Source organism: Clostridium sp. C2-6-12 (genome assembly GCF_009928485.1).
Lineage (GTDB): Bacteria > Bacillota > Clostridia > Clostridiales > Clostridiaceae > Clostridium.
The window spans coordinates 80,412-103,643 of the sequence record NZ_JAABNP010000016.1; the positions used below are offsets into that span (position 1 = coordinate 80,412).

At 28.5% G+C, this 23,232-nt stretch carries 22 protein-coding genes; 8 read left to right on the forward strand and 14 right to left on the reverse strand.

Annotated features, from left to right (window positions below; all coding sequences use genetic code 11):
• Positions 1-226: 226 nt before the first annotated feature.
• Positions 227-1,132 (forward strand): helix-turn-helix domain-containing protein, encoded by a 906-nt coding sequence (locus tag GXK56_RS14645; RefSeq protein WP_160688636.1) that lies wholly within the window; start codon positions 227-229, stop codon positions 1,130-1,132.
• A 116-nt stretch (positions 1,133-1,248) separates the two neighbouring features.
• Here GXK56_RS14645 and GXK56_RS14650 read toward each other — a convergent pair whose 3' ends face one another.
• The 4 genes from GXK56_RS14650 to GXK56_RS14665 form a co-directional block, all read right to left on the reverse strand.
• Complete coding sequence (locus GXK56_RS14650) at positions 1,249-2,205, reverse strand: aldo/keto reductase (RefSeq protein ID WP_160688638.1); 957 nt, start codon at positions 2,203-2,205, stop codon at positions 1,249-1,251.
• Between the two features lie 171 nt (positions 2,206-2,376).
• Positions 2,377-3,195 carry an AraC family transcriptional regulator gene (locus GXK56_RS14655; protein WP_243156134.1) on the reverse strand — a complete coding sequence of 273 codons (819 nt, stop codon included), beginning with the start codon at positions 3,193-3,195 and terminating at the stop codon, positions 2,377-2,379.
• A gap of 356 nt (positions 3,196-3,551) precedes the next feature.
• On the reverse strand, positions 3,552-5,336 hold the full coding sequence (locus GXK56_RS14660) for an ABC transporter ATP-binding protein (protein WP_160688643.1): 1,785 nt from the start codon (positions 5,334-5,336) through the stop codon (positions 3,552-3,554).
• The gene (locus tag GXK56_RS14665) at positions 5,337-7,097 is read right to left on the reverse strand and encodes an ABC transporter ATP-binding protein (protein WP_160688645.1); all 1,761 of its coding nucleotides are present in this window, start codon (positions 7,095-7,097) and stop codon (positions 5,337-5,339) included.
• A 262-nt stretch (positions 7,098-7,359) separates the two neighbouring features.
• Between GXK56_RS14665 and GXK56_RS14670 the strand changes: the two genes are divergently transcribed.
• Positions 7,360-8,202, forward strand: a complete 843-nt coding sequence (locus tag GXK56_RS14670) for an AraC family transcriptional regulator (RefSeq protein ID WP_160688647.1) — start codon at positions 7,360-7,362, stop codon at positions 8,200-8,202.
• A gap of 76 nt (positions 8,203-8,278) precedes the next feature.
• Here GXK56_RS14670 and GXK56_RS14675 read toward each other — a convergent pair whose 3' ends face one another.
• Positions 8,279-9,118 (reverse strand): patatin family protein, encoded by an 840-nt coding sequence (locus GXK56_RS14675; RefSeq protein WP_160688649.1) that lies wholly within the window; start codon positions 9,116-9,118, stop codon positions 8,279-8,281.
• Positions 9,119-9,720: 602 nt separating this feature from the next.
• Between GXK56_RS14675 and GXK56_RS14680 the strand changes: the two genes are divergently transcribed.
• Positions 9,721-12,384 carry a cation-translocating P-type ATPase gene (locus GXK56_RS14680; RefSeq protein WP_160688651.1) on the forward strand — a complete coding sequence of 888 codons (2,664 nt, stop codon included), beginning with the start codon at positions 9,721-9,723 and terminating at the stop codon, positions 12,382-12,384.
• A gap of 148 nt (positions 12,385-12,532) precedes the next feature.
• On the opposite strand, the gene adhE is transcribed toward GXK56_RS14680, so the two are convergent.
• The 6 genes from adhE to GXK56_RS28570 form a co-directional block, all read right to left on the reverse strand.
• Positions 12,533-15,130, reverse strand: coding sequence for a bifunctional acetaldehyde-CoA/alcohol dehydrogenase (adhE, locus tag GXK56_RS14685; RefSeq protein ID WP_160688653.1), 2,598 nt, complete (start codon positions 15,128-15,130; stop codon positions 12,533-12,535).
• Between the two features lie 290 nt (positions 15,131-15,420).
• Complete coding sequence (locus tag GXK56_RS14690; protein WP_160688655.1) at positions 15,421-15,651, reverse strand: transporter suffix domain-containing protein; 231 nt, start codon at positions 15,649-15,651, stop codon at positions 15,421-15,423.
• Positions 15,652-15,722: 71 nt separating this feature from the next.
• Positions 15,723-16,517 (reverse strand): EFR1 family ferrodoxin, encoded by a 795-nt coding sequence (locus GXK56_RS14695; RefSeq protein ID WP_160688657.1) that lies wholly within the window; start codon positions 16,515-16,517, stop codon positions 15,723-15,725.
• Between the two features lie 82 nt (positions 16,518-16,599).
• Entirely contained in the window at positions 16,600-17,043 is a 444-nt protein-coding gene (locus tag GXK56_RS14700; protein ID WP_347707957.1) for a MarR family transcriptional regulator, read from the reverse strand.
• 145 nt (positions 17,044-17,188) lie between these two features.
• A complete protein-coding gene (locus GXK56_RS14705; protein WP_160688661.1) occupies positions 17,189-17,368 on the reverse strand; it encodes a hypothetical protein in 180 nt (59 codons plus the stop codon).
• Positions 17,369-17,489: 121 nt separating this feature from the next.
• Positions 17,490-17,612 (reverse strand): hypothetical protein, encoded by a 123-nt coding sequence (locus tag GXK56_RS28570; protein WP_279283109.1) that lies wholly within the window; start codon positions 17,610-17,612, stop codon positions 17,490-17,492.
• Positions 17,613-18,309: 697 nt separating this feature from the next.
• Here GXK56_RS28570 and GXK56_RS14715 point away from each other — a divergent pair.
• Entirely contained in the window at positions 18,310-18,846 is a 537-nt protein-coding gene (locus tag GXK56_RS14715; protein ID WP_160688665.1) for a hypothetical protein, read from the forward strand.
• Between the two features lie 51 nt (positions 18,847-18,897).
• On the opposite strand, the gene GXK56_RS14720 is transcribed toward GXK56_RS14715, so the two are convergent.
• Both GXK56_RS14720 and GXK56_RS14725 read right to left on the reverse strand, forming a co-directional pair.
• Entirely contained in the window at positions 18,898-19,335 is a 438-nt protein-coding gene (locus tag GXK56_RS14720; RefSeq protein WP_160688667.1) for a hypothetical protein, read from the reverse strand.
• Positions 19,316-19,537 carry a helix-turn-helix transcriptional regulator gene (locus GXK56_RS14725; protein WP_160688669.1) on the reverse strand — a complete coding sequence of 74 codons (222 nt, stop codon included), beginning with the start codon at positions 19,535-19,537 and terminating at the stop codon, positions 19,316-19,318. The genes GXK56_RS14720 and GXK56_RS14725 overlap by 20 nt, the downstream gene beginning before the upstream one ends.
• Before the next feature lie 226 nt (positions 19,538-19,763).
• On the opposite strand from GXK56_RS14725, the gene cloSI reads away from it, so the two are divergent.
• The 3 genes from cloSI (at position 19,764) to GXK56_RS28215 (ending at position 22,106) form a co-directional block, all read left to right on the forward strand.
• Entirely contained in the window at positions 19,764-21,362 is a 1,599-nt protein-coding gene (gene cloSI, locus GXK56_RS14730) for a clostripain (RefSeq protein ID WP_160688671.1), read from the forward strand.
• 163 nt (positions 21,363-21,525) lie between these two features.
• On the forward strand, positions 21,526-21,825 hold the full coding sequence (locus GXK56_RS28210) for a transposase (RefSeq protein WP_243156135.1): 300 nt from the start codon (positions 21,526-21,528) through the stop codon (positions 21,823-21,825).
• Between the two features lie 11 nt (positions 21,826-21,836).
• Entirely contained in the window at positions 21,837-22,106 is a 270-nt protein-coding gene (locus GXK56_RS28215) for a hypothetical protein (protein ID WP_243156136.1), read from the forward strand.
• Here GXK56_RS28215 and GXK56_RS14740 read toward each other — a convergent pair.
• On the reverse strand, positions 22,090-22,368 hold the full coding sequence (locus tag GXK56_RS14740; protein WP_160688673.1) for a hypothetical protein: 279 nt from the start codon (positions 22,366-22,368) through the stop codon (positions 22,090-22,092). The two genes, GXK56_RS28215 and GXK56_RS14740, sit on opposite strands and share 17 nt — an antisense overlap.
• A gap of 254 nt (positions 22,369-22,622) precedes the next feature.
• Here GXK56_RS14740 and GXK56_RS14745 point away from each other — a divergent pair, with 254 nt between their 5' ends.
• Entirely contained in the window at positions 22,623-23,225 is a 603-nt protein-coding gene (locus tag GXK56_RS14745) for an accessory gene regulator B family protein (RefSeq protein ID WP_160688675.1), read from the forward strand.
• The last annotated feature ends 7 nt before the right edge of the window (positions 23,226-23,232 follow it).

The window sequence follows — 23,232 nt, forward strand, 5'->3', positions numbered from 1 at the left end:
TAACTGATTTAATGATTTTTTTGTAAAAAAGATACTTTACTTATAAACTTTTATTTTCAGTAAATTACTATTATCTTTAACTTACTTTGTTAAAAACTTCTAGAAAGCATTTTTAAATTTCGCTTTGTTTACGTTTACTGCTTGATTTTATTTTAATCTGTATTACAATATAAATAAATGTACAAAAGTGAATTTTTTTTGTAATATTTCTACCTGGAGGGATACTATGAGTTTACTTGCTATTGATATAGATAAAAATTTAGATGTAAGATTCCTAGGGCATGTTAATTACACTGTGCCTTGGATGCATTTTACTAGAATCTTAGATGAATATGTAATGTATATTGTAAAAAGCGGCGAACTGTATATAAAGGAAGGAGATACAGAATATGCACTAAAAGAAGGGGATATGCTTTTACTCGAACCAAATATTAAGCATACCGGCTATAAAGAAGCTTGCTGTCATTATTATTATATTCATTTTAGGAGTTCTGGAATATACACTTTAAATAACAAAACATTTAATGAAATTTCTCAAGAATTATTAAAAAAACGTAACCATTCTCTTACTAGTGATACTTATGTAGAAGATAAATCAATTGATACAATTTACTACTTACCAAAACATTATCACTTTGAAAATAATTTCGAAGTATTTTCTATTCTTGAAAAAGCAGATTATGATTTTTATCAAAAATATGAAAATTACAGAAAGATTGCATCCTTAAAATTTCATGAACTAATTATAAGGGTTTGTAGAAATTTTATTACCACAAACATTCAAAACGGATCTGCAAAGCCCTTCATTAAGGTTAGGGAAATAATAACTTATCTTGAAGCACATTATATGAATTCAATTAACAGTCAAGACATTGAAGAACTCCTTGAATCAAATTATGACTATTTAAACCGAATATTCAAAAAAGTCACTGGTAATACCATAATTAATTACCTAAACATTATAAGAATTAATAGAGCGAAAGATTTATTATCCACAACCTCCATTAAGTTTTCAGAGGTAGGCTATCTTGTTGGTGTTAACGACCCCTATTACTTCAGTAAATTGTTTAAAAAATTAACTGGAGTGACTCCAAGCCAATATGTAAAAAGCAGAAGCGATATGAATTTGTAACTCTACTTTTCTAGATAAAAATTAATACGAAGGTATTTATTTTATAAAATAAATAACCCTGCATAGATGATAAATAAATACTTCCTTTATCATCTATACACGGTTTTACATATATTTTATCCTAAAATTTCATCAATTCTATCTAACTCTTCCTTAGTAAATTCAAGATTTTCTAATGCTATTACGTTATCTTCAACTTGAGCTGGTTTGCTTGCTCCAATTAATACTGAAGTTATATCTCCTCTTAAATCCCATGCAAGAGCCATTTGTGCAAGACTTTGACCTCTTTCCTTTGCAATTTCATTAAGTGCAATAACTTTTTTAATCTTTTCTTCTGTTACGTCATTCTCATGTAAATACAAACTATTTCTGCCTATTCTCGAGTCTTTTGGAATTCCATTAATATATTTATCTGTAAGCAATCCTTGTGCAAGTGGTACAAAGGCTATAGTTCCAATACCTTCTTCCTTATGAACCTCCAGTTGCTCCCCCTCAATATGTCTGTCAAACATAGAATATCTAAGTTGATTTATCAAACAAGGTGTTCCTAATTTCTTTAAAATTTCTGACGCTCTTTTAGTTTGTTCTGGACCGTAGTTTGAAATTCCTACATATAAAGCTTTACCTTGTCTAACCAATAGATCTAAGGCTGCCATAGTTTCTTCTAGTGGTGTTTCTGGATCAAATCTATGATGATAAAATATATCTACATAATCTAGTCCCATACGTTTTAAACTTTGATCTAAACTTGCTACTAAGTATTTTTTAGAGCCTCCATCACCATATGGTCCTTCCCACATATCATAGCCTGCTTTTGTAGAAATAACCATTTTGTCTCTATCATATGAAGTATAATTTTTCTTTAATATCCTTCCAAAAGTTTCTTCTGCTGATCCATCAGCTGGTCTTCCATAGTTATTAGCCAAATCAAAATGAGTTATCCCTAACTCAAAAGCTCTTTTTATGATTGCTTCACTATTTGAAAAAATATCGTTTTCACTAAAGTTATGCCATAAGCCTAAAGATATAGCTGGCAATTTAAGTCCACTATTTCCACATCTGTTATATATCATTTTTTATTTCCTCCCAACAATTTGCTTAACTAATACTTTTATGTGACTTGTTTATATAAATTGTTCTTAAAATGTTTATTATTCATTTGTCTTCTTAAGAATATCATTGTTAGGATGTAGTATAAATATCATAATGTCAGATAAATATCACCTTATGTCTCTAAAATATAATTAAATAGAATCTCTGTATTCACTTGGCGACATCCCATTAACTTTTTTAAACATTTTTGAAAATATTAATGGATTATCATAACCTACAGAACGTGAAATATCACCTATTGATAATTGCTTATCTTTCATCATTTCCTTTGCTTTATTAATTCTAAAGCTTATTAAATAGTCTTGAATTGTAACTCCAACTATATCTTTAAATAATTTTGATATATATTTCCTGTCTAAACCTATATACTTTGCAACTTCAGAAACTCTGATTTTACGAGAATAATTAATATGTATGAAATTAATTACTTTGTTTATATACATATTCTTATTTGTTTTAATTTCTTGAAAAGTTGAATCTAAATCAGTCTCATCAATTATAGTCGCTAAAAAAAGATATAAAAGCCCCTGCAATCTTAAATCACTGCTCTTTTCAGAATTTGTAGCCCCTATCATTTCCTCAAAGCATTTATTTACTTTATCATCTTTACTATATTCAAAAATAGGATTATCATTTGTTAAATTAGCTCTTTTCAAGTAAGCTTCTGCATTAATTCCATCAAATGCACACCAAGAATAACTCCAAGGTTCTTCATCATCCGCCTTATAATACGCAATAACATTGGGGCATATAAGAAATCCTTGGCCTTCTTCTAAATGAAAGATTTCATTTCCTAACCTAAAAATCCCCCTACCTTTATGTATATAATGTATTTTGAAATGTTCCTTAATTGCAGGCCCCCAAGAATGGTTAGGACTACACTCCTGTGTGCCGCAATAATATAACTTTAAATCCAAATTATTTATTAGGTTCAATTTATTTATATCCATAATTTTTTCCCATTTCATCTTTTTTATTATTTATAGTCTTCATATTTTTATGCTTTAATTTACAAGTTTGATTTTATATTAAAGATAGTAATTTGAGTAATAAATTTTCTTTTATGAATCATCAATAACTTTATATCATCTACTTCTTATGTATATATTGTACCTAAAATATGGCATAATTCAAAAGTAACATTTTAAAACACAATCTTTTTATTTTAAAATTAATTATCAAAATTAATTTTCTTGATATTCATATAATAGAACTTAATGGAAACGAGAAAAAGCACCCATTCAATCAAGAATAGTGCTTTAAACTCTTAAATTCATATAAAAATTTTTATCCAATAGCCCTAATTTTATACTGCTTTAACCATCTCATACTGAGATGTATAAAGTTCATAATACTCACCTTGTAATTCAATAAGTTCATCATGACTTCCTTGTTCCACAATCTGTCCATCATTTATAACCATTATTCTTGTAGCATTTTTTATTGTAGATAATCTATGTGCAATTACAAAAGAAGTTCTTCCCTTTAACAATCTATCCAAGCCTTGTTGAAGTGCTTGTTCTGTCTTTGTGTCTATGCTTGAAGTAGCTTCATCTAAAATTAATATTTTAGGATCTGCAAGTAAAGCTCTTGCAAAGGAAATTAACTGTCTTTGTCCTACTGACAATCTGCTTCCTCTTTCATTTACTTCTGTATTATAACCATCTTTTAGATTAATTATAAAATCATGCGCCTTTACTGCTTTTGCAGCTTCTATAATTTCCTCTTCTGTTGCATCTAATTTTCCATACCTTATATTATCTAATATAGTACCTGAAAAAATAAATGTATCCTGAAGCATAACTCCCATTTGCTTTCTTAAAGAGTCTAATGTTACTTTTCTTATATTGTTGCCATCTACTAAAACTTCTCCAGAGGTAACATCATAAAATCTGCTTAAAAGATTAATAATAGTCGTCTTTCCTGCACCTGTTGGTCCAACTAAGGCAATAGTTTCTCCTGGATTAACCTTGAAGGATATATTTTTTAAAATTTCTCTGTCTTCATCTTCATATTTAAATACTACATCTTTAAATTCAACACGGCCTTCTATTTCTGGAATTTCATATGCATCTGGCAAATTAGCTATATTTACAGGTTCATCTAATGTTTCAAAAATTCTTTCTAAATAAGCCATGACCATTATTAAATTATTATAAAAATTAGAAATATTTACTATTGGGTTCCAAAACCTCCATATATACCCCACGAAGGCTATAAGAGTACCTATTGTTATGGATTCTCCAATTGATCTCACTCCAATTAAATATACTAAAGCTACTGTAAATACTGACGTATTTTCAATTGCTGGCCAAAGTAATAGCTGAATACTTACAGACTTTAGCCATGTACTTCTAGTTTCTCCACTTACAGTTCTAAATTTATCCGCATTTTCTTCTTCTCTAGCAAATGCCTGGGTAACCTTCATCCCACTTATACTTTCCTGTATATAAGCATTTAAATTAGATTGCTTATTGCTATATGCCTGAGAAGCTCTTCTTTGCACTTTTATAAGAGAAGCTACAATTATTCCAAGAATAGGCATTCCAATCATACATACTAAAGTCAACCTAGGGCTTATAAATAGCATAAAACCTAAAATTACAAAAATACTGAATAAGTCTGTTAATAAGTTAATAAGCCCATTAGACAATAAATCACTTAAAGAGTTTACATAGTTAACTACTCTGACTAAAATCTTGCCATGAGGCCTGCTGTCATAATATGAGAAAGGCAACTTTTGTAAGTGATTAAATATATCAGATCTAATATTTTTTACTACCTCTTGACCTACATAAGTCATAGTTTTTATTCTAAATTTCATGCACAAAGCACTTATTACTATGGTAATAAAAAATAATACACATACCATAATAAGTCCTTTAACATCTTTATTAGGAATATTATTATCCATAGCAATCTTCACTAAGTAAGGACCAAGTAAAGTTGATACACTGGATATAAGCATAAATATAAGAGTTACTATCATTTCCTTCTTATATGGTATTAAATATTTTAATAGTCTTTTTGTATATTCCCAACTAAAGGGAGTGATTAATTCTTCATCTTCATCATATTTATTTCTTGCCATCTATACCACCTCCTTGGAATTTTCTTCATCTGTCTCATCTAAATAATCACCATATTGAGCTTGATAAACACCATAATAATGTCCTTTCTTATCAAGTAATTCTTTATGTGTTCCACTTTCAATTATGCTTCCATCTTCTAGAACCAAGATTAAATCGCAATCTTTTATAGATGAAATTCTGTGGGCTATTATAAAGGAAGTTTTTCCTTTATATATTGTATTTAAGTTATTTTGAATCATAGCTTCTGTTTCTACATCTAAGGCTGATGTAGTATCATCTAATATTAATATTGAAGGATCTTTTATTATTGATCTTGCAAGCGTTATTCTTTGCTTTTGTCCTCCTGATAAGCCTACGCCTCTTTCTCCAACTACAGTTTCATAAGAATCTGATAATTTTTGAATAAAATTATTAGCATCTGCCATCTCTGCAGCCCAGGTTATCTTGCTACTATCTGCCTCTGATACTCCATAGCTGATATTTTCTTCTATAGTATTAGAGAATAAAAATACATCCTGCATTGATATTGAGATATTTTTTCTCAAAGCTTGTAGGTCATATTTTCTTATATCTATACCATCAATTAATATTTCTCCAGAGGTTGCATCGTAAAATCTTTCTATTAAATTAATTATTGTAGATTTACCTGCACCAGTTTGTCCAAAAATCGCAACTCTTTGTCCTTTTTTTACTTTAAAGTTTATGTTTTTCAAAATTGGTTCATAATCATATTCAAAGCTGACATTTTTAAATTCAATTTCACCTTTTAACTTCTCTGGCTTTACTCCATCTACAGGATTCTTTATTTTAGTTTCTTCATTAACTAATATTTTCATTTTTCTTGCAGCTGCTATAAATCTTTGAGCATCATTTATAAGCCATCCAACCATATTCATAGGATTGTTGATTGCCCAAATAAGTCCATTAAACATTACAAGCTCTCCCATAGTAAGCTTGTTATTAATTACAAATATTCCACCTGCTAAAATCATTACAATGGTAAATATATTTGATAATCCATTTAATGTAGATAAATATTTTTGTGCAACGCTAGCAAGCTCCATATTAGCATCCATATAAGCTTGATTTCTCTCTTCAAATTTTGAAATCTCATAATCTTCTTTTGCAAAAGCTTTAACAACTCTATTTCCACTTATGTTCTCTTGAACAACTGTATTTAATCTTGAGAATTGTTCTCTTATTCCAAAGAATATTGGATTTGCCTGCTTTGCAAATTTAAATGCACAAAAGGCAACTAAAGGTGTCAATGCAAACATAAGCAAAGTAAATTTAACATTTATAATAAACATACTAACAATTGCAAATACAAAAACAGTAACATTTTCACAAATATTATAAATAACCCAGGCAACAAAATGTCGTACTGCATCCATATCCCCTGTCATCCTTGCCATTATATCCCCTGTTCTAGTCTTGTTATAGTAATCCAAATCTAATTCTTGCAATTTACTATACATATTTTGTCTAAGTTCAAATATTACATTTTGAGATACAAATTCAAAGGTCATCTGATAAGAATATCTAATAACTGCTTTTACAAAAGTAACAGCAATCATTACCCCTAAAATAGGAAATAGAAGCTCCATCTTATTATTAAGAATTACTTCATCCACCAATCTCCCACTTAAATAGGGACTTATCATTGCCATTAATGAGCTTAGTAATACTGCTGAAAGTGCAAAATAAAATCTAAATTTGTACTTATTAATATAGCCAAAAATCCATTTAATACTACTCATTAATTCATCCTCCTTTTTTCTCTTTCATTATTTTTAACATGTTTAATTATCTAATAAAATATTCGAAATAAAAATGTACTTTTCTATTTACATGATGTATATTCTTATATATAAAGTGAAACTTTTTAGTTAAAATTTCATCTATGTTACTTATAAATAAAATAAAGTTTTTATATAACTTTAAAGAAATTCCAAAGGAATTTCATCCAAAACTTTTAACCCATAACTCTAAACTCTTAACTGATCAAAAGGTGGTGTAATAATGTGTGTAGGTATTGCTATTGAAAATTTTAATCCCGAAATTTTGTATGCGTTTAAGTGTGATAATAAAGACTTTCTTGATGGCAAGTATCATACTCATGATTTTATAGAATTCAGCTATATAGTATCTGGAAGTGTTAATTATAAAATAAATGATGAAATTTATAGAGTTAAAGAAAAAACTCTTCTTGTTTTTAATCCTGGAGTATATCATAAGGAATCCTTAAGCAAAGGAGAACAAACCACAGAGCTTCATATAGGTTTTCGCAACATTAAAATTGATGGACTACCTCTTAACTATATATTAAAGGATAATTTTCAAGTGCCTGTTGAATTTATACAATATAAAGATGAGGTTCATAAATGTTGTTTAGATATAATCGAGGAGCAAGAATCTTGTGAAGTAGGTAAGGAATTAGTTTTAAAGAGCCTTATAATGAAATTAATTGCACTCTTTTTAAAGGAAACTAACTATGTAAAAAATAGCAAGAAGGTTGATAGATATGATTTTCCTTTTTATGATAAATCTAATGTAGTAAAAATTATTTTAGAGTATTTTGAAAATAATTATATGAAAAATATTTCTTTGGATGATATAGCCCGAAATATGTATTTAAGTTCAGTTTATATTTCTAAAGTATTTAAAGAACAAACTGGTGAATCTCCAATTAATTATTTGATAAATCTAAGATTAGAAAAAGCAAAGAATTTATTGGTTTCTACCGAATCTCCTATAAAGTCCATTGCTCAATCTGTTGGATATACGGATGCTTATTATTTTAGTAAACTTTTCAAGAAATATTGTGGACACTCTCCTTGTAAGTTTAGAGCAATTAATAAATAATTTTTTACAAAAAAGACCTAACTTGCACAAAAATGCATATCAGGTCTTTTTTATAAAATATATTCATTTATAATATCTAAATATACTTAAGTATCTTTTCCTTATCCTTCATAATTAAATCATATCCATTTTGATAAATATCTCTTAATTTATTCTTATCTCTTTCAAACCTATCAATATCCATATTTACAGTTGGTCTTATTATCATAGCTTTTCCTTCATCTTCAAGCTTTTTACAATAATCAAGCTGATCATTATATTTTATATATCTATCCCTCAAAACCTTAGCAAGCTTTGGATATTTCTTTTTATAAATTTTGTATGTTATTTCATTTGCTTTAGATTTCTTTTTTCTATAACCTTCATTTCTTGTTAAAACAATTATATTCTTATCATTTCCATCTTCTATTGATTTGCTAATAGGGATAGGTTCTGAAAGTCCCCCATCTGCATAATATTGCCCATTAATTTTTTCAAAAGGAAACATTAAAGGTATTGCAATACTAGCTCTGAGAATTGAGCTTCTTGTATCTAACAGCTCTTTATCAAAATATACATTTTCACCAGTTTCTACGTTAAAAGCACCAGCAAGCATTCTTCCATCAAATTCATAAAAAGTTTTATAATCAAAAGCGCAAAGCTTATTAGGTATTTCATCAAATACAAAATCTAAATCCATAAGTGATCTATGTTTAATTAGATTTCCATAGCTTATATACCTTTTATTATCCATAAATCTCTCCATTATTTCTAGATTTCTTCCTCTTTGTCTAGAAATATATGAATATGCATTTGTTGCTCCTGCTGAAACGCCTATTACATATTTTAATTCTGCTTTTATATCTAAAAGAGCATCTAAAACACCAGCTGTAAACAATCCTCTAAATGCTCCACCTTCAAGTACAAGTCCTGTCATAATTGAATCCTCCCCTTTTTATTTCACTAGTATATTATACTCCAATTGTAAATTAAATCCTAATATTACTATACACTAACTTCCTATATTTAATAATTAATTTTATGTAAATTCTTCTTTTAATTAGCAATATATTCATTCATAAGGTATCCACTTTTACTTCTTTCTAATCAATAAAAATTCATGAAGCTTTTATTTTTCATCACAGTACTCCTTAGTCTTATAAATATTATTAAATTCTTTTTTTATATGTTATTGACAACCTCTTAATAATATAATATATTATTAATATAAATACTTAATTAGTATTAAAAGGGAGTAGTTATAAATATAGCATCAACAATCGCGACTATCTTTATAGTCTGGTGTTATATGCCCGTGTTGGCAACGAGACTTTTAATATAACTTTAAATTTTTTAAAGTTATATTAAAGGTCTTTTTTGTTAATAATTTTAAATAGAGACTTTTACTCTTTGAGGATTCGACTTATTTATTATATTTTTATTGAAATAATTCCAAAGAATTGAATTTTGTTTTATATTTATATTAAGAACTTATAAAAATTCCTCAGAGATATATTAAACTTGAAAGGAAGATGTTGTATGAATAAATATTTTACCAAAACCCCAGAAGAAGCCTTAAACGAATTTAATGTGACCTTAGAAGGACTTACCGATGAAAGAGCCAGCGAAATATTGAATACTGTCGGAGAAAATATTTTAAACGAAAAAAAGAAAAAAAGTATCTTTTCTGTATTCTTAGAGCAATTTAAAGATTTATTAGTAATTATTTTAATTATTGCCGCTATTATTTCTGCCTTGACTGGTAATATGGAAAGTACCTTTGTAATTATTGCTGTTATTACTATGAATGCTATTTTAGGAACAGTTCAATATGTTAAAGCTGAACAATCATTAGATAGTTTAAAAGCATTATCTGCACCTAATGCAAAAGTAATTAGAGATGGTGTTAAAATTGAAATTCCTTCTAAAGATGTTGTACCTGGAGATATTTTAATCTTAGAAGCTGGTGACTTAGTTGTTGCTGACGGTAGAATTTTAGAAAATTTCTCTCTTAAGGTTAATGAAAGTTCCTTAACAGGCGAATCTGAAAGCGTTGATAAATTCTCTGAAGTTATCAATAAAGAAGAAGTTGCTTTGGGTGACCAAAAAAATATGGTTTTCTCTAGTTCCTTAGTAACCTATGGTAGAGCTACTATTCTTGTAACTGATACAGGAATGGATACTGAACTTGGTAAAATCGCTACACTTATGGAAGAAACACAAGAAAAAAGCACTCCTCTTCAAGTTTCTTTAGATGAATTTTCTAAAAAATTAGCTATTGGAATAATGGGCATTTGTGTTATTGTATTTGGGTTAAGTATGTATAGAGGTACCCCTCTTTTAGATTCCTTAATGTTTGCTGTTGCCCTTGCTGTTGCTGCTATTCCAGAAGCTCTTAGTTCAATCGTTACTATTGTACTAGCTATAGGAACACAATCTATGGCAAAGGAAAATGCAATAATAAAGAAGCTTAAGGCTGTTGAAGGTCTTGGCTGCGTATCTGTAATTTGTTCCGACAAAACAGGTACTTTAACTCAAAATAAGATGACTGTAAAAAAAATATTTGTGGATAACAAATTAATTGATAGTAATGAAATAAATTTTGATGACCCACTTTCAAATTTTTTATTAAAGGGCTCTGTGCTTTGTAATGATTCTACTTCTAAGGATGGTGCTGAAATCGGTGATCCAACAGAAGTTGCTTTAGTAAATTTAGGCCATAAATATTCTTTAAATGAAATTGAATGTAGAAATGCTTATCCAAGACTTAAGGAACTTCCTTTTGACTCTGACAGAAAACTTATGAGTACACTTCATGAAATAGATGGAAAATTCGTAATGGTTACAAAGGGTGCTCTTGATGTATTAATGAATAGAGTGACTTCAATTAAAACTTCAAGCGGAGCTCACGCTTTTACAGAAAAAGATAAAGCTAATATAAATAAAACAAATATGGAACTTTCTTCACAAGGATTAAGAGTTTTAGCGTTTGCATATAAAGAACTAAATGAAAATAAAGAACTTACTTTAGAAGATGAAAATGACTTTACTTTCTTAGGCTTAATCTCAATGATTGATCCACCTAGAGAAGAGTCAAAAGGTGCAGTTAGTGATTGTATAAGAGCGTCTATTAAACCAATTATGATTACAGGTGACCATAAAATCACAGCTTCTGCTATTGCAAAAGAAATTGGAATCCTTCAAGAAGGTGATTCAGCTGTAGAAGGTTTAGAACTCGATAAAATGTCTGACGATGAACTAAATTCAAAATTAAAACATATTTCAGTTTATGCAAGAGTATCTCCTGAGCATAAAATAAGAATAGTTAAAGCATGGCAAAATCAAGGTAAAATCGTTGCTATGACTGGAGATGGAGTTAATGATGCTCCTGCATTAAAGCAAGCTGATATCGGTATTGCAATGGGTATTACAGGTACTGAAGTTTCAAAAGATGCTGCATCCATGATTTTAACAGATGATAATTTTGCAACTATTGTTAAATCCGTTACTAACGGAAGAAATATTTATGCAAATATAAAAAATTCAATTAAATTCCTTCTTTCAGGTAATACATCAGGAATACTTGCAGTACTTTATTCTTCATTGCTTGCTCTTCCAGTTCCATTTGCAGCAGTACATTTATTATTTATAAATCTACTAACAGATAGTTTACCTGCTATTGCAATTGGTATGGAGAAATCTAAAAAAGACGTTTTAAAAGATAAGCCTAGAGATGCCAGCGAATCTATATTAACTAAAGATTTCATTCAAGAAATCGGTGTTCAAGGTCTTCTTATAGGAATATTTACAATGTTTTCTTACCATATAGGTTTAAGTACAGGCAATCACGGCCTAGCTATGACAATGGCCTTCAGTACTTTATGTTTAGCTAGATTATTCCATGGATTTAACTGCCGTGGTAGGAAATCTATCTTTGGACTTGGAGTTTTCAGTAACAAATTTAGCTGGATTGCTTTTATATCAGGTGTTTTCTTAGTAAATATAGTTTTACTAGTTCCAGTACTTCAAAGATTATTTGAAATAACTCCGCTTAGCAGTAATGAATTATTATTAGTTCACTTACTAGCTTTTGTACCAACTTTAATAATACAAACATTTAAAGTAATCAGAGATTTTTTCGAAAGCAAAAACGAAAAAATTCAAGAAAAAAATCATAATAAAATAAAAAATAAAGCAGCTTAAAATATAGATAAGGCTATATCAAAATAACTAAAGATTATTTTAATATAGCCCTATTAAATTACTTTTTGATTTTTTCTACATACATATTTCCACTAGATATGCAAAATCAAATATCAGTTCTCTAGCATTAGATAAACTGCTAGATTTATTACTTTATAACATTTCCGTTATATGATTTTATATACATTTCTTTGATTTCACTCATTAAAGGATATCTCGGATTTGCTCCTGTACATTGATCATCAAAAGCTTGCTCTACCATTTCATCCATTGATGCATAAAATTTCTCTTCTGAAATACCAAATTCCTTCAAGCTACTAGGTATCCCAATTTTTTTCTTCAATTCATCTATAGCTTTTATTAGCAATTCAATTTTCTCTTCTTCTGTATTTCCTCCTAGATTTAGATAATCAGCTATTCTAGCATATCTCCACCCTGCATTAGGATACTTGTATTGTGGGAATGCTGCTTGTTTTCTTGGTGCATCTGTTGCATTAAATCTAATTACCTCATCTATTAATAATGCATTTGCTATTCCATGAGGTACATGATGAAATGCTCCTAATTTGTGTGCCATTGAATGACATATTCCTAAAAACGCATTTGCAAATGCCATTCCTGCTATTGATGACGCATGAGCCATTTTTTCTCTAGCCTTAATATTTGTAGCTCCTCCATTATATGCATCTGGTAAATATTTAAATGTTAATCTTATTGCTTCTAATGCTAATCCGTTTGTATATTCTGATGCTAATACAGAAACATAAGCTTCTATTGCATGAACTAAAGCATCTATACCAGAGGCTGCTGTTAACCCCTTTGGCATGCTCATCATAAGCTCAGCATCAACTATTGCCATATTAGGAGTTAGAGCATAATCTGCTAATGGGTACTTAATTCCTGTTTGCTCATCAGTTATGACTGCAAATGGAGTTACTTCTGAGCCCGTTCCAGCTGATGTTGGAATTGCAACCATAATTGCTTTTTCACCCATGGTTGGGAATTTATACACTCTCTTTCTTATATCCATAAATCTCATAGCTAAATCTTCAAATCTAACATCTGGATGCTCATACATTACCCACATGATTTTAGCAGCATCCATTGGTGAACCTCCTCCAATAGCGATAATCACATCTGGTTTAAAATCTTTCATTGCCTCTGCACCCTTCTTAGCTGCATTTAATGTTGGGTCAGGTTCTACATCTGAAAATATTTTATATTCTATATCATTTTTACTTAAAATATCTGTAACTTTATGAGTATATCCCAATTCAAATAAGACTTTATCTGTTACTATAAATGCCCTCTTCTTACCCATGGCATTTAGTTCTTCTAAAGCTACAGGAAGACAGCCATATTTGAAATAAGTTTTATCCGGAACTCTAAACCAAAGCATATTTTCTCTCCTCTCAGCAATCCTCTTAACATTTATCAAATGCTTAGGTCCTACATTTTCTGATATAGAATTCCCACCCCATGATCCACAACCAAGAGTTAATGATGGTGCTAATTTGAAATTATAAATATCTCCAATTGCACCTTGAGATGCTGGCATATTTATTAAAGTTCTAGCAGTTTTCATAGCCACTCCAAATTTCTCTATTCTATCTCTTGATTGTACTTGATTTGTATAAAGTATTGAAGTGTGACCAAATCCACCTAATTCTATTAATCTTGATGCTTTCTTTAATGCTTCATCAAAAGTTTTAACTTTATACATAGCTAAAATTGGCGATAATTTTTCATGGGAAAATGGCTCTTCTAGTTCAACAGATTCAACTTCTCCAATTAATACTTTTACAGCCTCAGATACTTCAACACCAGCCATCTTTGCAATTTTATATGCTGATTGACCAACTATATCAGAATTTAATGATCCCTTTGAATCTAATATTATATTCCTAACCTTATCTATTTCATCGTCTTTAAGAATATACGCACCTCTATCATCTAATTCTTTTCTAACTTCTTCATATATAGATTCCATTGCTATTATACTTTGTTCTGATGCACAAACTACTCCATTATCAAAAGTTTTAGAAAGTAAAATTGAATTTACAGCCATCTTTATATGAGCTGTATCATCAATTATTGCTGGAGTATTTCCAGCCCCAACTCCAATAGCTGGCTTTCCTGATGAATATGCAGCCCTAACCATTCCAGGTCCACCTGTAGCCAATATAATGTCACATTCTGCCATGACATTTTTTGATAGTTCAACTGATGGTTCATCTATCCAACCTATTATTCCTTCAGGCGCCCCAGCTTTTACTGCTGCGTCTAAAACTATTTTAGCTGCAGCTATTGTTGATTCTTTTGCTCTTGGATGGGGGCTTATAATTATTGCATTTCTGGTCTTTAAAGCAATTAATGTTTTAAATATTGCTGTTGATGTCGGATTTGTTGTTGGCACTATTGCTGCTATTACCCCTATTGGTTCTGCTATGTGAGTTATTCCAAACATCTCATCTCTTTCTATAATTCCACATGTCTTTGTATCTTTATATTGATTGTATATATATTCAGCTGCAAAATGATTTTTTATTACCTTATCCTCTACTATTCCCATTCCACTTTCTTTTACTGCCATCTTTGCAAGGATTATTCTTGAATCACTAGCCGCCATGGCGGCTTGCCTAAATATATCATCTACTTGCTCTTGGGTAAATTTTGCAAATTCTTTTTGCGCCGTCCTTAATTCTTCTATTCTTTTTGTTAATTCTTGTGAATTGGTTACTTTCATTTCCATACCTCCAAAACTTATTTTTAAATTTTCATACTCATAATAGTATTTATTATTCAACAATTTTACTTAGGGCTATTAAGAAATGTACATGGTATTATTGTTTGTCATTTTTTCACATCCCTTATTGCAAATAAACTTATAGATAGTTTATCCAAAAAGCCAAATTTAATTAATTTAATATAAATTATTGATAACTTTATAAACACTTCTAACAGAGTTGAAAGTATGGTTTACAATATAATTCTTTTAGAACTAGTATCTTACTTATAATGCTAGTTGCTTAAATTTCACTTCTTTCTAACCCATGTTATAGGATTAATATTTTTTATGTATTTTTTCACTATATCCTTTCCTACTAAAACGCTTCCGCCCCAGAAAAAGATTTCACCTAAAATTATGAAAATTGTAACTGTAGCAGCTTTTAATGTAGTACTTATAGAAAACCAAGAAATCATAAAAATAAATATCCATAATATAAATGAAATGATAATTAAGGTAATTCCTATTTTCTTGCTCATACTAATACTCCTTTGCTCATTCATATTCTAAAATATATCTCCAACCTTTGAGCTGTTACTATTCACATAACTTACCAGTAAAATAATTCACTAGTTGAAACATTAGGATTTCTATATCTTCTTTTATTTTTAGTTCTGCTATTAAAATAAATAGCTTTATGCGGGCAGCTTTGCACACACGCCATGCAATCTTGGCACTTTTTATCCCATTCCAGCTTATTATTTTCTAATTTAATATTCTTTGCTGGACAGGTTCTTATACATATTCCACATTGAATACAATTTTCATTTACTTTAAATGTTTTATTTATGGATGCTAGTCTCGCTTTCCAAACCTTATTTATTACTAAGGAAGTTGTATTTAAAATCATTCCTTCTTTTTGCACATATGTTTTTTCTTCTAGAAGTTCTTGTTTTATTATCTCCAATTTATCTGCAGCCTTCTTAAAAACTTTCTGTTGTGCTTCTTTTGAATGCGCCTGATCCCATCTAATATAACAATCTGGAAAACTTATATATTTTCCATAACTTAAAGTTTTTCCTTGCTTCATTAATGTTTTGTTTATTTCTGTAAATACTAAACCTTTTGTATATGCTCTTGTTATAACAGAAAATATATAACTAGCATTTGGTATACAAAGCTTACTTAAGAATTCATTCACCATTACAGGCATGCCCATAAAATATAATGGCATTACAAAGCCAACTTTACTATAATCTTTATAATTAAACTCTTTTCTATCTATTGCTTGCGGAATTGCTACTATATCACACTGTGGAAAACTTTTAGAAATTTCTTTCACCACATAAAGTGAATTTCCTGTTCCAGTAAAGTAAAATATAATGCCTTTTTTATTTTCTTTCATTTTCCCCACCTCCGACTGATTAAATACATTTAATTAAATATATTTAATCATTTTCTTAAAAAATTTGTTTTTTTGTTATATTTTATTCTTTAACTTTTAAAATCTTAACAACTTCTCCTAATAAACAATCTAACTCTTTTAATTGTTCTTCGGATATGATTTCACCAATTAATTTAGTAAATTTTGAATAAACCGCATTATCTCCTTCTATTATTTTTATACCTTTTTTAGTGACCTTTAAATAATAAATCCTTCCATCCTCATTTGATTGGACTTTTTCTATTAGGTCATTTTTTATTAATCTCTTAACTAATGCGGATATTGCTGGTTTAGTGAGCTTTAATTTTTCCGCTACTTCACCTAAATTAGGATTATCCATATTATATATTGTTGTTAAGTAATAATAATCCGTTATATTAAATTGTTTCTTTTCTTCACTTGATAAAATTGAATCTATATTATTTATAGATTGCTGCCATAAATAATTTGCTATATACTCAAAATATTTTTCTATCACTATACTCATCTCCCAAATTAGTTCATTTAATTTAATTAAATTTATGTAACTATTATATTTTTTCAACTTAATGATTGTCAATATATTTAATCACAAATAGTAAAAATATATATTTTAATAACATAACTACAAATGAATAAAAAATAGTACCCACCTAATTAGATGTAATAATATAAATAATCATATAAATTGTTATCAAAATAGCAGGTGAAATATATAATAGATACCCTGTACCTCTACCTATATTCAGCGCTTTACGATTAAGTTTTTTATCTACTTCAATTTTATCTATTTCATCAATTTCATTTTGTGAAATATATTCATCACTCTTCATAAAAAAAACTGCTCATCATATGGATATAAACGATAATTTCTACATCGTAAAAGGACACTTAAAATTATAATTTTTCAGTGCCATCTAAATAGACTATGCCCAAGTTAAAATATATAAAACGCTATTTAAATTCATCTATAAAACCCATAAAAAAAGATACAACTGGAACAACTATCGTTAACATACCAATTACTCTCCCAATCCATTCTATAACCTTAACTTTAATAAGTCTTCCTAAAATCATGAACACACTTCCCATTGTTAAAACTAAAATAAAACTATAAAGAAAATTCATTATTTCACCTTGTACTGTTGTCAGTTTAAGATATTTGCCTAATTACTGACCTTTATCTTTACTAAAATTCTTAGCTGTATTTCAATTCAAATCTACTTCTTTCTTTATTTCAATTAATAGATTTTTCATTTGTTCTATTCAATCTTGTTTTTCTAATTCTAATACACAGTTAAATTCTCTTAGAATATTAGCATTGCATAGAGAATAATTACAATTATAATACTTATTATAAGTTTTAAAGTAGTATTGGAATGCCGTTCCGGTAAAGTTAGGCAAAACATTTATTTCATCTATAGCTTTTTCTCCACGCTTATAAGAAATTAATTGATACTGTGTTAAATAAACTAGTATAGTTTTTATCTTTTCACCATATTGGATGGTATTTGTTATACCATCTGAAAATTTAAGGTATATTGATAGCTTAATAGTTATATTGTTTTTATATTCTATACACTATATTGGATAAAAATTCAATGCTATTAGCATTAAACATACATTTTAAGAAGCAAAAAGAATAGTTTGAAAATTTTTAGGAAAAAATATAAACTATTTCCGTTTATGACTAGTTTTGTACGTTTAGTGATGTAAATATTTACTTTATTTCGTCATTATGTAAAAATGTGTTTGAAAGGGGATGACTTGAAAGATGAAAAGAAAAAAGTTAACACAAACTATTGCATTAGCACTATTATTAGTTATTGGAGGTAGTATTGCTCCATCATTATCAGCTTCAGCAGCAGAGGTAACTATAGCTTCTGATCAAAAAGCTACAGAAAAAGGTACAAGTATTACTTTTTCTGAATTTAAAAATGCTTCAACTGTTGAAATATTGGATGAAAATACAATTTTAATCGATGGAAAAAGCTATGATTTTAACAATGTTGCTAATGTTTTATGTAAAGAAATTGATTCACAAAAAGCAACTACTAGAAATCCTGCTACAGCTGGGATAAAAAAAGGTGCAAAATGGATAGTTAAAAATTGGCAAAAAATCGAGAAGAAACTTCCAGACAATGTAAAAAAATACTTTAAGCTAGATGCTTTCATGAAAGTAATGGATCAATACATTGGTATATCTGATAGTATTGAAGAATTCCTTAACAGTTGCTTTAGAGAGATGGGTATGCCAGAATGGGCAAATTGGGCAATAACAAATGCAATAATGGTAATAATACCAATTTAACACCTTTAGTTAATAAAAAATAGGTGATTTAACCACCTATTTTTTATTAATTTAATTTCGCTTATTATAATAAGAATAACTTATTATTTGAGTAATTATCATAATTACAGGAACAACTCCTATGCCAATAAGAATTCCAACAAATAGAACATTCTTTGTTAGTAACAATGCAAACATACACATAATCGTAATGATAAGACAAATTGAAAATGTGCTATTAAAAGCACTGCTTTTTGATTTCATATTGACCCAAAATTCTCGTTCATCATTGTTTTTTTTATCTTCCTTTGTACATTTACTACTTAAACTTCTATATACTTCTGTTATTCCCAATAGAACACAAAAAATAACTACTAATGTATATTCAATAATTCTTAAAGTATCTAAATTATTAAAATGTATGATTGTAGACACAATAGCAAATACTGACAATAATAAAAACACCATACCACTACAAAATTTCTTTTTATCATATATTTTTTTTCTCATTCTCTAAATTCTCCTTTAAACAATATAAATCTTCAATGGTAGTATTAAAAACGCAAGATATCTTATATGCTAACATAATTGATGGATTGTACTGTCCTTTTTCAAGTGAAATAATTGTTCTTTGGGAAACTGATACTAAATCAGAAAGTTGTTGTTGCGTCATATTGAGTGAATTTCTTAATTCTTTTATTCTATTTTTCACTAGTGCACCTCTTTTAAAATTAAGATGAAGCAAACTTCATGTGAAGTCTCTTTCAGTTTACTATTATATAATTTTCATGTCAATATTTTCAACAAAAAATTTATAATTATTATGAAAATAAATTAAAATATTAATAATATATCTAATTTTTACATATTTATTATTTTTTGATAAAAATAATATTATTAAATACTAAAAGTTTATTTTAAAAGGAGGATTTAATAAAATGAAAAATATTTTAAAACAAATCACATTAGGGGCCTTATTTTTATTTTTAACTATATCTTTTTTTGAAATTATTCCAGCAAAAGCAGTTGATATCACTAATGAAAATTCATCTAAGGAAATAGTAGTTGAAGAAAATGTGACCACTGGGGCGGCAGTTAAGGTTGAACCTACAGACAAGAAATTAACAATTATGGTTTATTGTGATGCAGATAATGATTTAGAAGAGGATTTACTTCAAGATATTCAACAAATGAAAGATGGATATGTAGAAAATTCAAACTTAAATGTAATTGTTTTAGTTGATAGATCTCCAGATTATTCTGATGATTCAAATATACTAGGAGAGGATTTTTCAGACACAAGAATGTATAAAATTGAGGAAGATGAAGCAATTAGAATTGATGGAGGGACTAAGTTTCCTGAAATAATCAAGACCAGTGATTATGAAGCAAATATGGGAGATGCTCATACACTAAAGAAATTTATAGATTCTTGCAAAGAAAATTATCCTGCAAATAAATATGTACTCATTGTTTCTAATCACGGTGGTGGCGCAAGAGATGAAAAATCAGATGAACAAATAAAAAAAGCAAAAGCAGTATGTTTTGATGAGACAAATGATAATGATTGTTTATATACTGCGGAAATATCAGATATATTAACTGATAATGAATCTGTAAATGTATTGGTTTATGATGCTTGCTTAATGGGAGCAATAGAAGTTGCATACCAATACAGACCACAAAATGGTAGTTTCGAGGCAAATGTTATGGTTGCATCACCTCCTGACGTTTGGACCAATGGGTATGATTATGAAAAAATATTTAGTAGGCTAAAATCTGGAGGGGGGAATAATGGACTAGAAGATACAACACTTGGAGGAAAAGAACGATATTTTGACCCTTCTAAAGTTACAGATATTCAATTAGGAGCCATAATGATTGAAGCACAAAGAGATTCGGTTAATGAAAAAAAAGTTAATAATCAAGTCTTAGGCTGTTATGACCTTACCAAAGTAGAAAGTGTAAAAACAGCCGTAGATACTTTAGCTGTAAGTCTATGGAATGAAAATAAAAAAGAAGATATTGAAAATCTTAGAGGAACTGGTAGAAACGTAAATTTAATTCATTACTTTCGTGAAACAAGCAAATATCAGTGGTTAGATTATCCTTACTTTGATTTATATGACTTATGCAAAAATATAAGTATTAGCAATGCGTTTAGTGATAATATTAAGAATTTAGCTATAAATGTAATGAATAGCGTAGATGATATGATAGTGTATTCATATGGTGGAACTAAGTTTAATGGATTTACTGAAGGCAAAAATGGACTAAGTATTTTCTTACCAGATGGGAGTTTATTATATAAGGATGTGACTGCAAATGCAAGTTATCCATCATGGAAAGCTCAAAGATGGTACAATTCAATAGATACAACTACCATTCAATCAGATTATCTATATGGAAAATTAAGCTGGTGTAAAGATGGACAAGATTCTGAAATTAATAAGGTTGGAAATTGGTTTGAACTTCTTGATTCTTGGTATGATAGTACGAATGATGAGAATGGAGGCGATAATGGATATCAATGGTAATGATTATATAAAATTGAGGCGTACAACTAATACAATTAGGTTGATTTATATATAATTAGGTTGTTGAATAAATAGAATCTGTAAAAAAATAAACAAGTCATTCCTTTGTAATATAATAATTTCGCGAAAAACCTAAATATATCACATAAGGAATGACTCAAATATGATTATATCATTAAATATTAAAAGCGAAAATGACCAATATAAAATTTTTGAATCTGTTAAAATTGCATTTGCTAAATTAAATTCAAATATTCAAAGTACTAAAGGCCGACCACGTAAGTATTCAGACGAACAAATAGTTGTATGTGTATTATATGGAGTTAAAAGTAGTATTTTCAGTTTAAGAGAACTTGAATACCGCATAAAGCAAGACCATGTGTTTCAATCTATAATTCAACTTAGTCAAGTGCCAGATTATTCTACAATCTCGTTAAGAACTAAAATTTTAGAGAAACGTTAACTGATATAAATATGCGCAAGGCTAAAAGTGTTGAGTCATTTACTGATAAACGATATGAAAACACCTTGTTTCTTCAATCTCCTATCGGATCAAAATTATATAAAAACAGATTGAAAATAGAGCAATTATTCTCTGTATTAAATGGATTATATAACTTAGAAAATCCAAGGCTTTATGGGCAAGCCCGATACGAACGTCATATAAAATGGTTCTTATTAGCGTACTTAATAGATGAATTTAATAAAAAACAGCAGAGAATAACAACTAGAAAATATCCTTGAAATCTATAGCTTCTAAGAATATTTTCTTAATTAATGTTTCTATTATAGGAGCAACTATTGATCCAACTATAATTTGGGTCACCAGAGATCCTGATTCCATACTAGCAGCTACCCCAATTTCTCCGATATATTCCTCATATAAATAAAATAAAGGTCTAAATGGTATTATAATTAAATATGTAGCTCCTACCATAGACATGATAAAATATGCCGTAGGTAAATTTTTTAAATAATTACTAATCTTTTTTAAAATTTCTTTCACTTTTTATTCCTTCTTCTCCATACTTTAATTTTTTCTTAATCTTAAAATATTACTAAAGTTTATGCTACATTGTGTAACAATTCATTAGTACTAGCATTAAATGTATACTTTGCGGAATGAAACGTATCTTTGTAATTCTTTCAAAACATTCTTTTTATTCCTAAAAATATACGTTTTGTTCCACTAGCATTGAATTATAAATAAATATAATATATATATTATTTATAACATCAACTAATGTAAGTGAGGTTAAAATGATAAAGTCATTATCAACTTTTATAACTCAATGTCTAGAAAGAAATAATAATTCTTTAACCGGAAAAGATATACTTAAAATTCAATATACATTAGAAGTAATTTTAGGCGATTTAACTAAATTTATAATATTATTATTAATATTTTTAAGCTTAAATGAAATCCCGCTATTCCTTTTATGTTTTACTCTACTAATCTCAACAAGACCTGTAGGCGGAGGTATTCATTGCAAAACTTTTTATTCATGCTTAATATTTACTATACTATATTTTATAGTTATATTATTGTTTAGCAATTTGTCACCAAAATTAAATATTAATTTTTACATAATTTTCTTTATAATATCCTTCGGTGTTACTTTATTTTTTGCTCCATGTCGTAATGAAAAAAGACCAGTAAAAAATAAAGTGATATTAAAAATCTTATCTTTAATATCACTAACTTTTTGGACTATTATATTTTTTAACTTATCTAATATACAGGTATCTAACTGTATATTTATAAGCATATTGCTACAAATTATTCAGTTAACCATTGTTACTATGAAAGGAGTTGTTTTTAATGGAAAAATCAATAAAAGTTTTTTCAGTCATACTTATTAAATTATTT

Excerpts from the sequence above, each read along its gene's own strand:
- GXK56_RS14745 (WP_160688675.1), top strand. The coding sequence starts at position 22,623 with ATGATAAAGTCATTATCAACTTTTATAACTCAATGTCTAGAAAGAAAT.
- GXK56_RS14700 (WP_347707957.1), bottom strand. The coding sequence starts at position 17,043 with ATGAGTATAGTGATAGAAAAATATTTTGAGTATATAGCAAATTATTTA.
- GXK56_RS14680 (WP_160688651.1), top strand. The coding sequence starts at position 9,721 with ATGAATAAATATTTTACCAAAACCCCAGAAGAAGCCTTAAACGAATTT.
- GXK56_RS14690 (WP_160688655.1), bottom strand. The coding sequence starts at position 15,651 with ATGAGCAAGAAAATAGGAATTACCTTAATTATCATTTCATTTATATTA.
- GXK56_RS14705 (WP_160688661.1), bottom strand. The coding sequence starts at position 17,368 with ATGAAGAGTGATGAATATATTTCACAAAATGAAATTGATGAAATAGAT.
- GXK56_RS14715 (WP_160688665.1), top strand. The coding sequence starts at position 18,310 with ATGAAAAGAAAAAAGTTAACACAAACTATTGCATTAGCACTATTATTA.
- GXK56_RS14660 (WP_160688643.1), bottom strand. The coding sequence starts at position 5,336 with ATGGCAAGAAATAAATATGATGAAGATGAAGAATTAATCACTCCCTTT.
- GXK56_RS28215 (WP_243156136.1), top strand. The coding sequence starts at position 21,837 with ATGCGCAAGGCTAAAAGTGTTGAGTCATTTACTGATAAACGATATGAA.
- adhE (WP_160688653.1), bottom strand. The coding sequence starts at position 15,130 with ATGAAAGTAACCAATTCACAAGAATTAACAAAAAGAATAGAAGAATTA.
- GXK56_RS14670 (WP_160688647.1), top strand. The coding sequence starts at position 7,360 with ATGTGTGTAGGTATTGCTATTGAAAATTTTAATCCCGAAATTTTGTAT.
- GXK56_RS14675 (WP_160688649.1), bottom strand. The coding sequence starts at position 9,118 with ATGACAGGACTTGTACTTGAAGGTGGAGCATTTAGAGGATTGTTTACA.
- GXK56_RS14695 (WP_160688657.1), bottom strand. The coding sequence starts at position 16,517 with ATGAAAGAAAATAAAAAAGGCATTATATTTTACTTTACTGGAACAGGA.
- GXK56_RS14645 (WP_160688636.1), top strand. The coding sequence starts at position 227 with ATGAGTTTACTTGCTATTGATATAGATAAAAATTTAGATGTAAGATTC.
- GXK56_RS14650 (WP_160688638.1), bottom strand. The coding sequence starts at position 2,205 with ATGATATATAACAGATGTGGAAATAGTGGACTTAAATTGCCAGCTATA.
- GXK56_RS28570 (WP_279283109.1), bottom strand. The coding sequence starts at position 17,612 with ATGATTTTAGGAAGACTTATTAAAGTTAAGGTTATAGAATGGATTGGG.
- GXK56_RS14720 (WP_160688667.1), bottom strand. The coding sequence starts at position 19,335 with ATGAGAAAAAAAATATATGATAAAAAGAAATTTTGTAGTGGTATGGTG.
- GXK56_RS28210 (WP_243156135.1), top strand. The coding sequence starts at position 21,526 with ATGATTATATCATTAAATATTAAAAGCGAAAATGACCAATATAAAATT.
- GXK56_RS14665 (WP_160688645.1), bottom strand. The coding sequence starts at position 7,097 with ATGAGTAGTATTAAATGGATTTTTGGCTATATTAATAAGTACAAATTT.
- cloSI (WP_160688671.1), top strand. The coding sequence starts at position 19,764 with ATGAAAAATATTTTAAAACAAATCACATTAGGGGCCTTATTTTTATTT.
- GXK56_RS14655 (WP_243156134.1), bottom strand. The coding sequence starts at position 3,195 with ATGGATATAAATAAATTGAACCTAATAAATAATTTGGATTTAAAGTTA.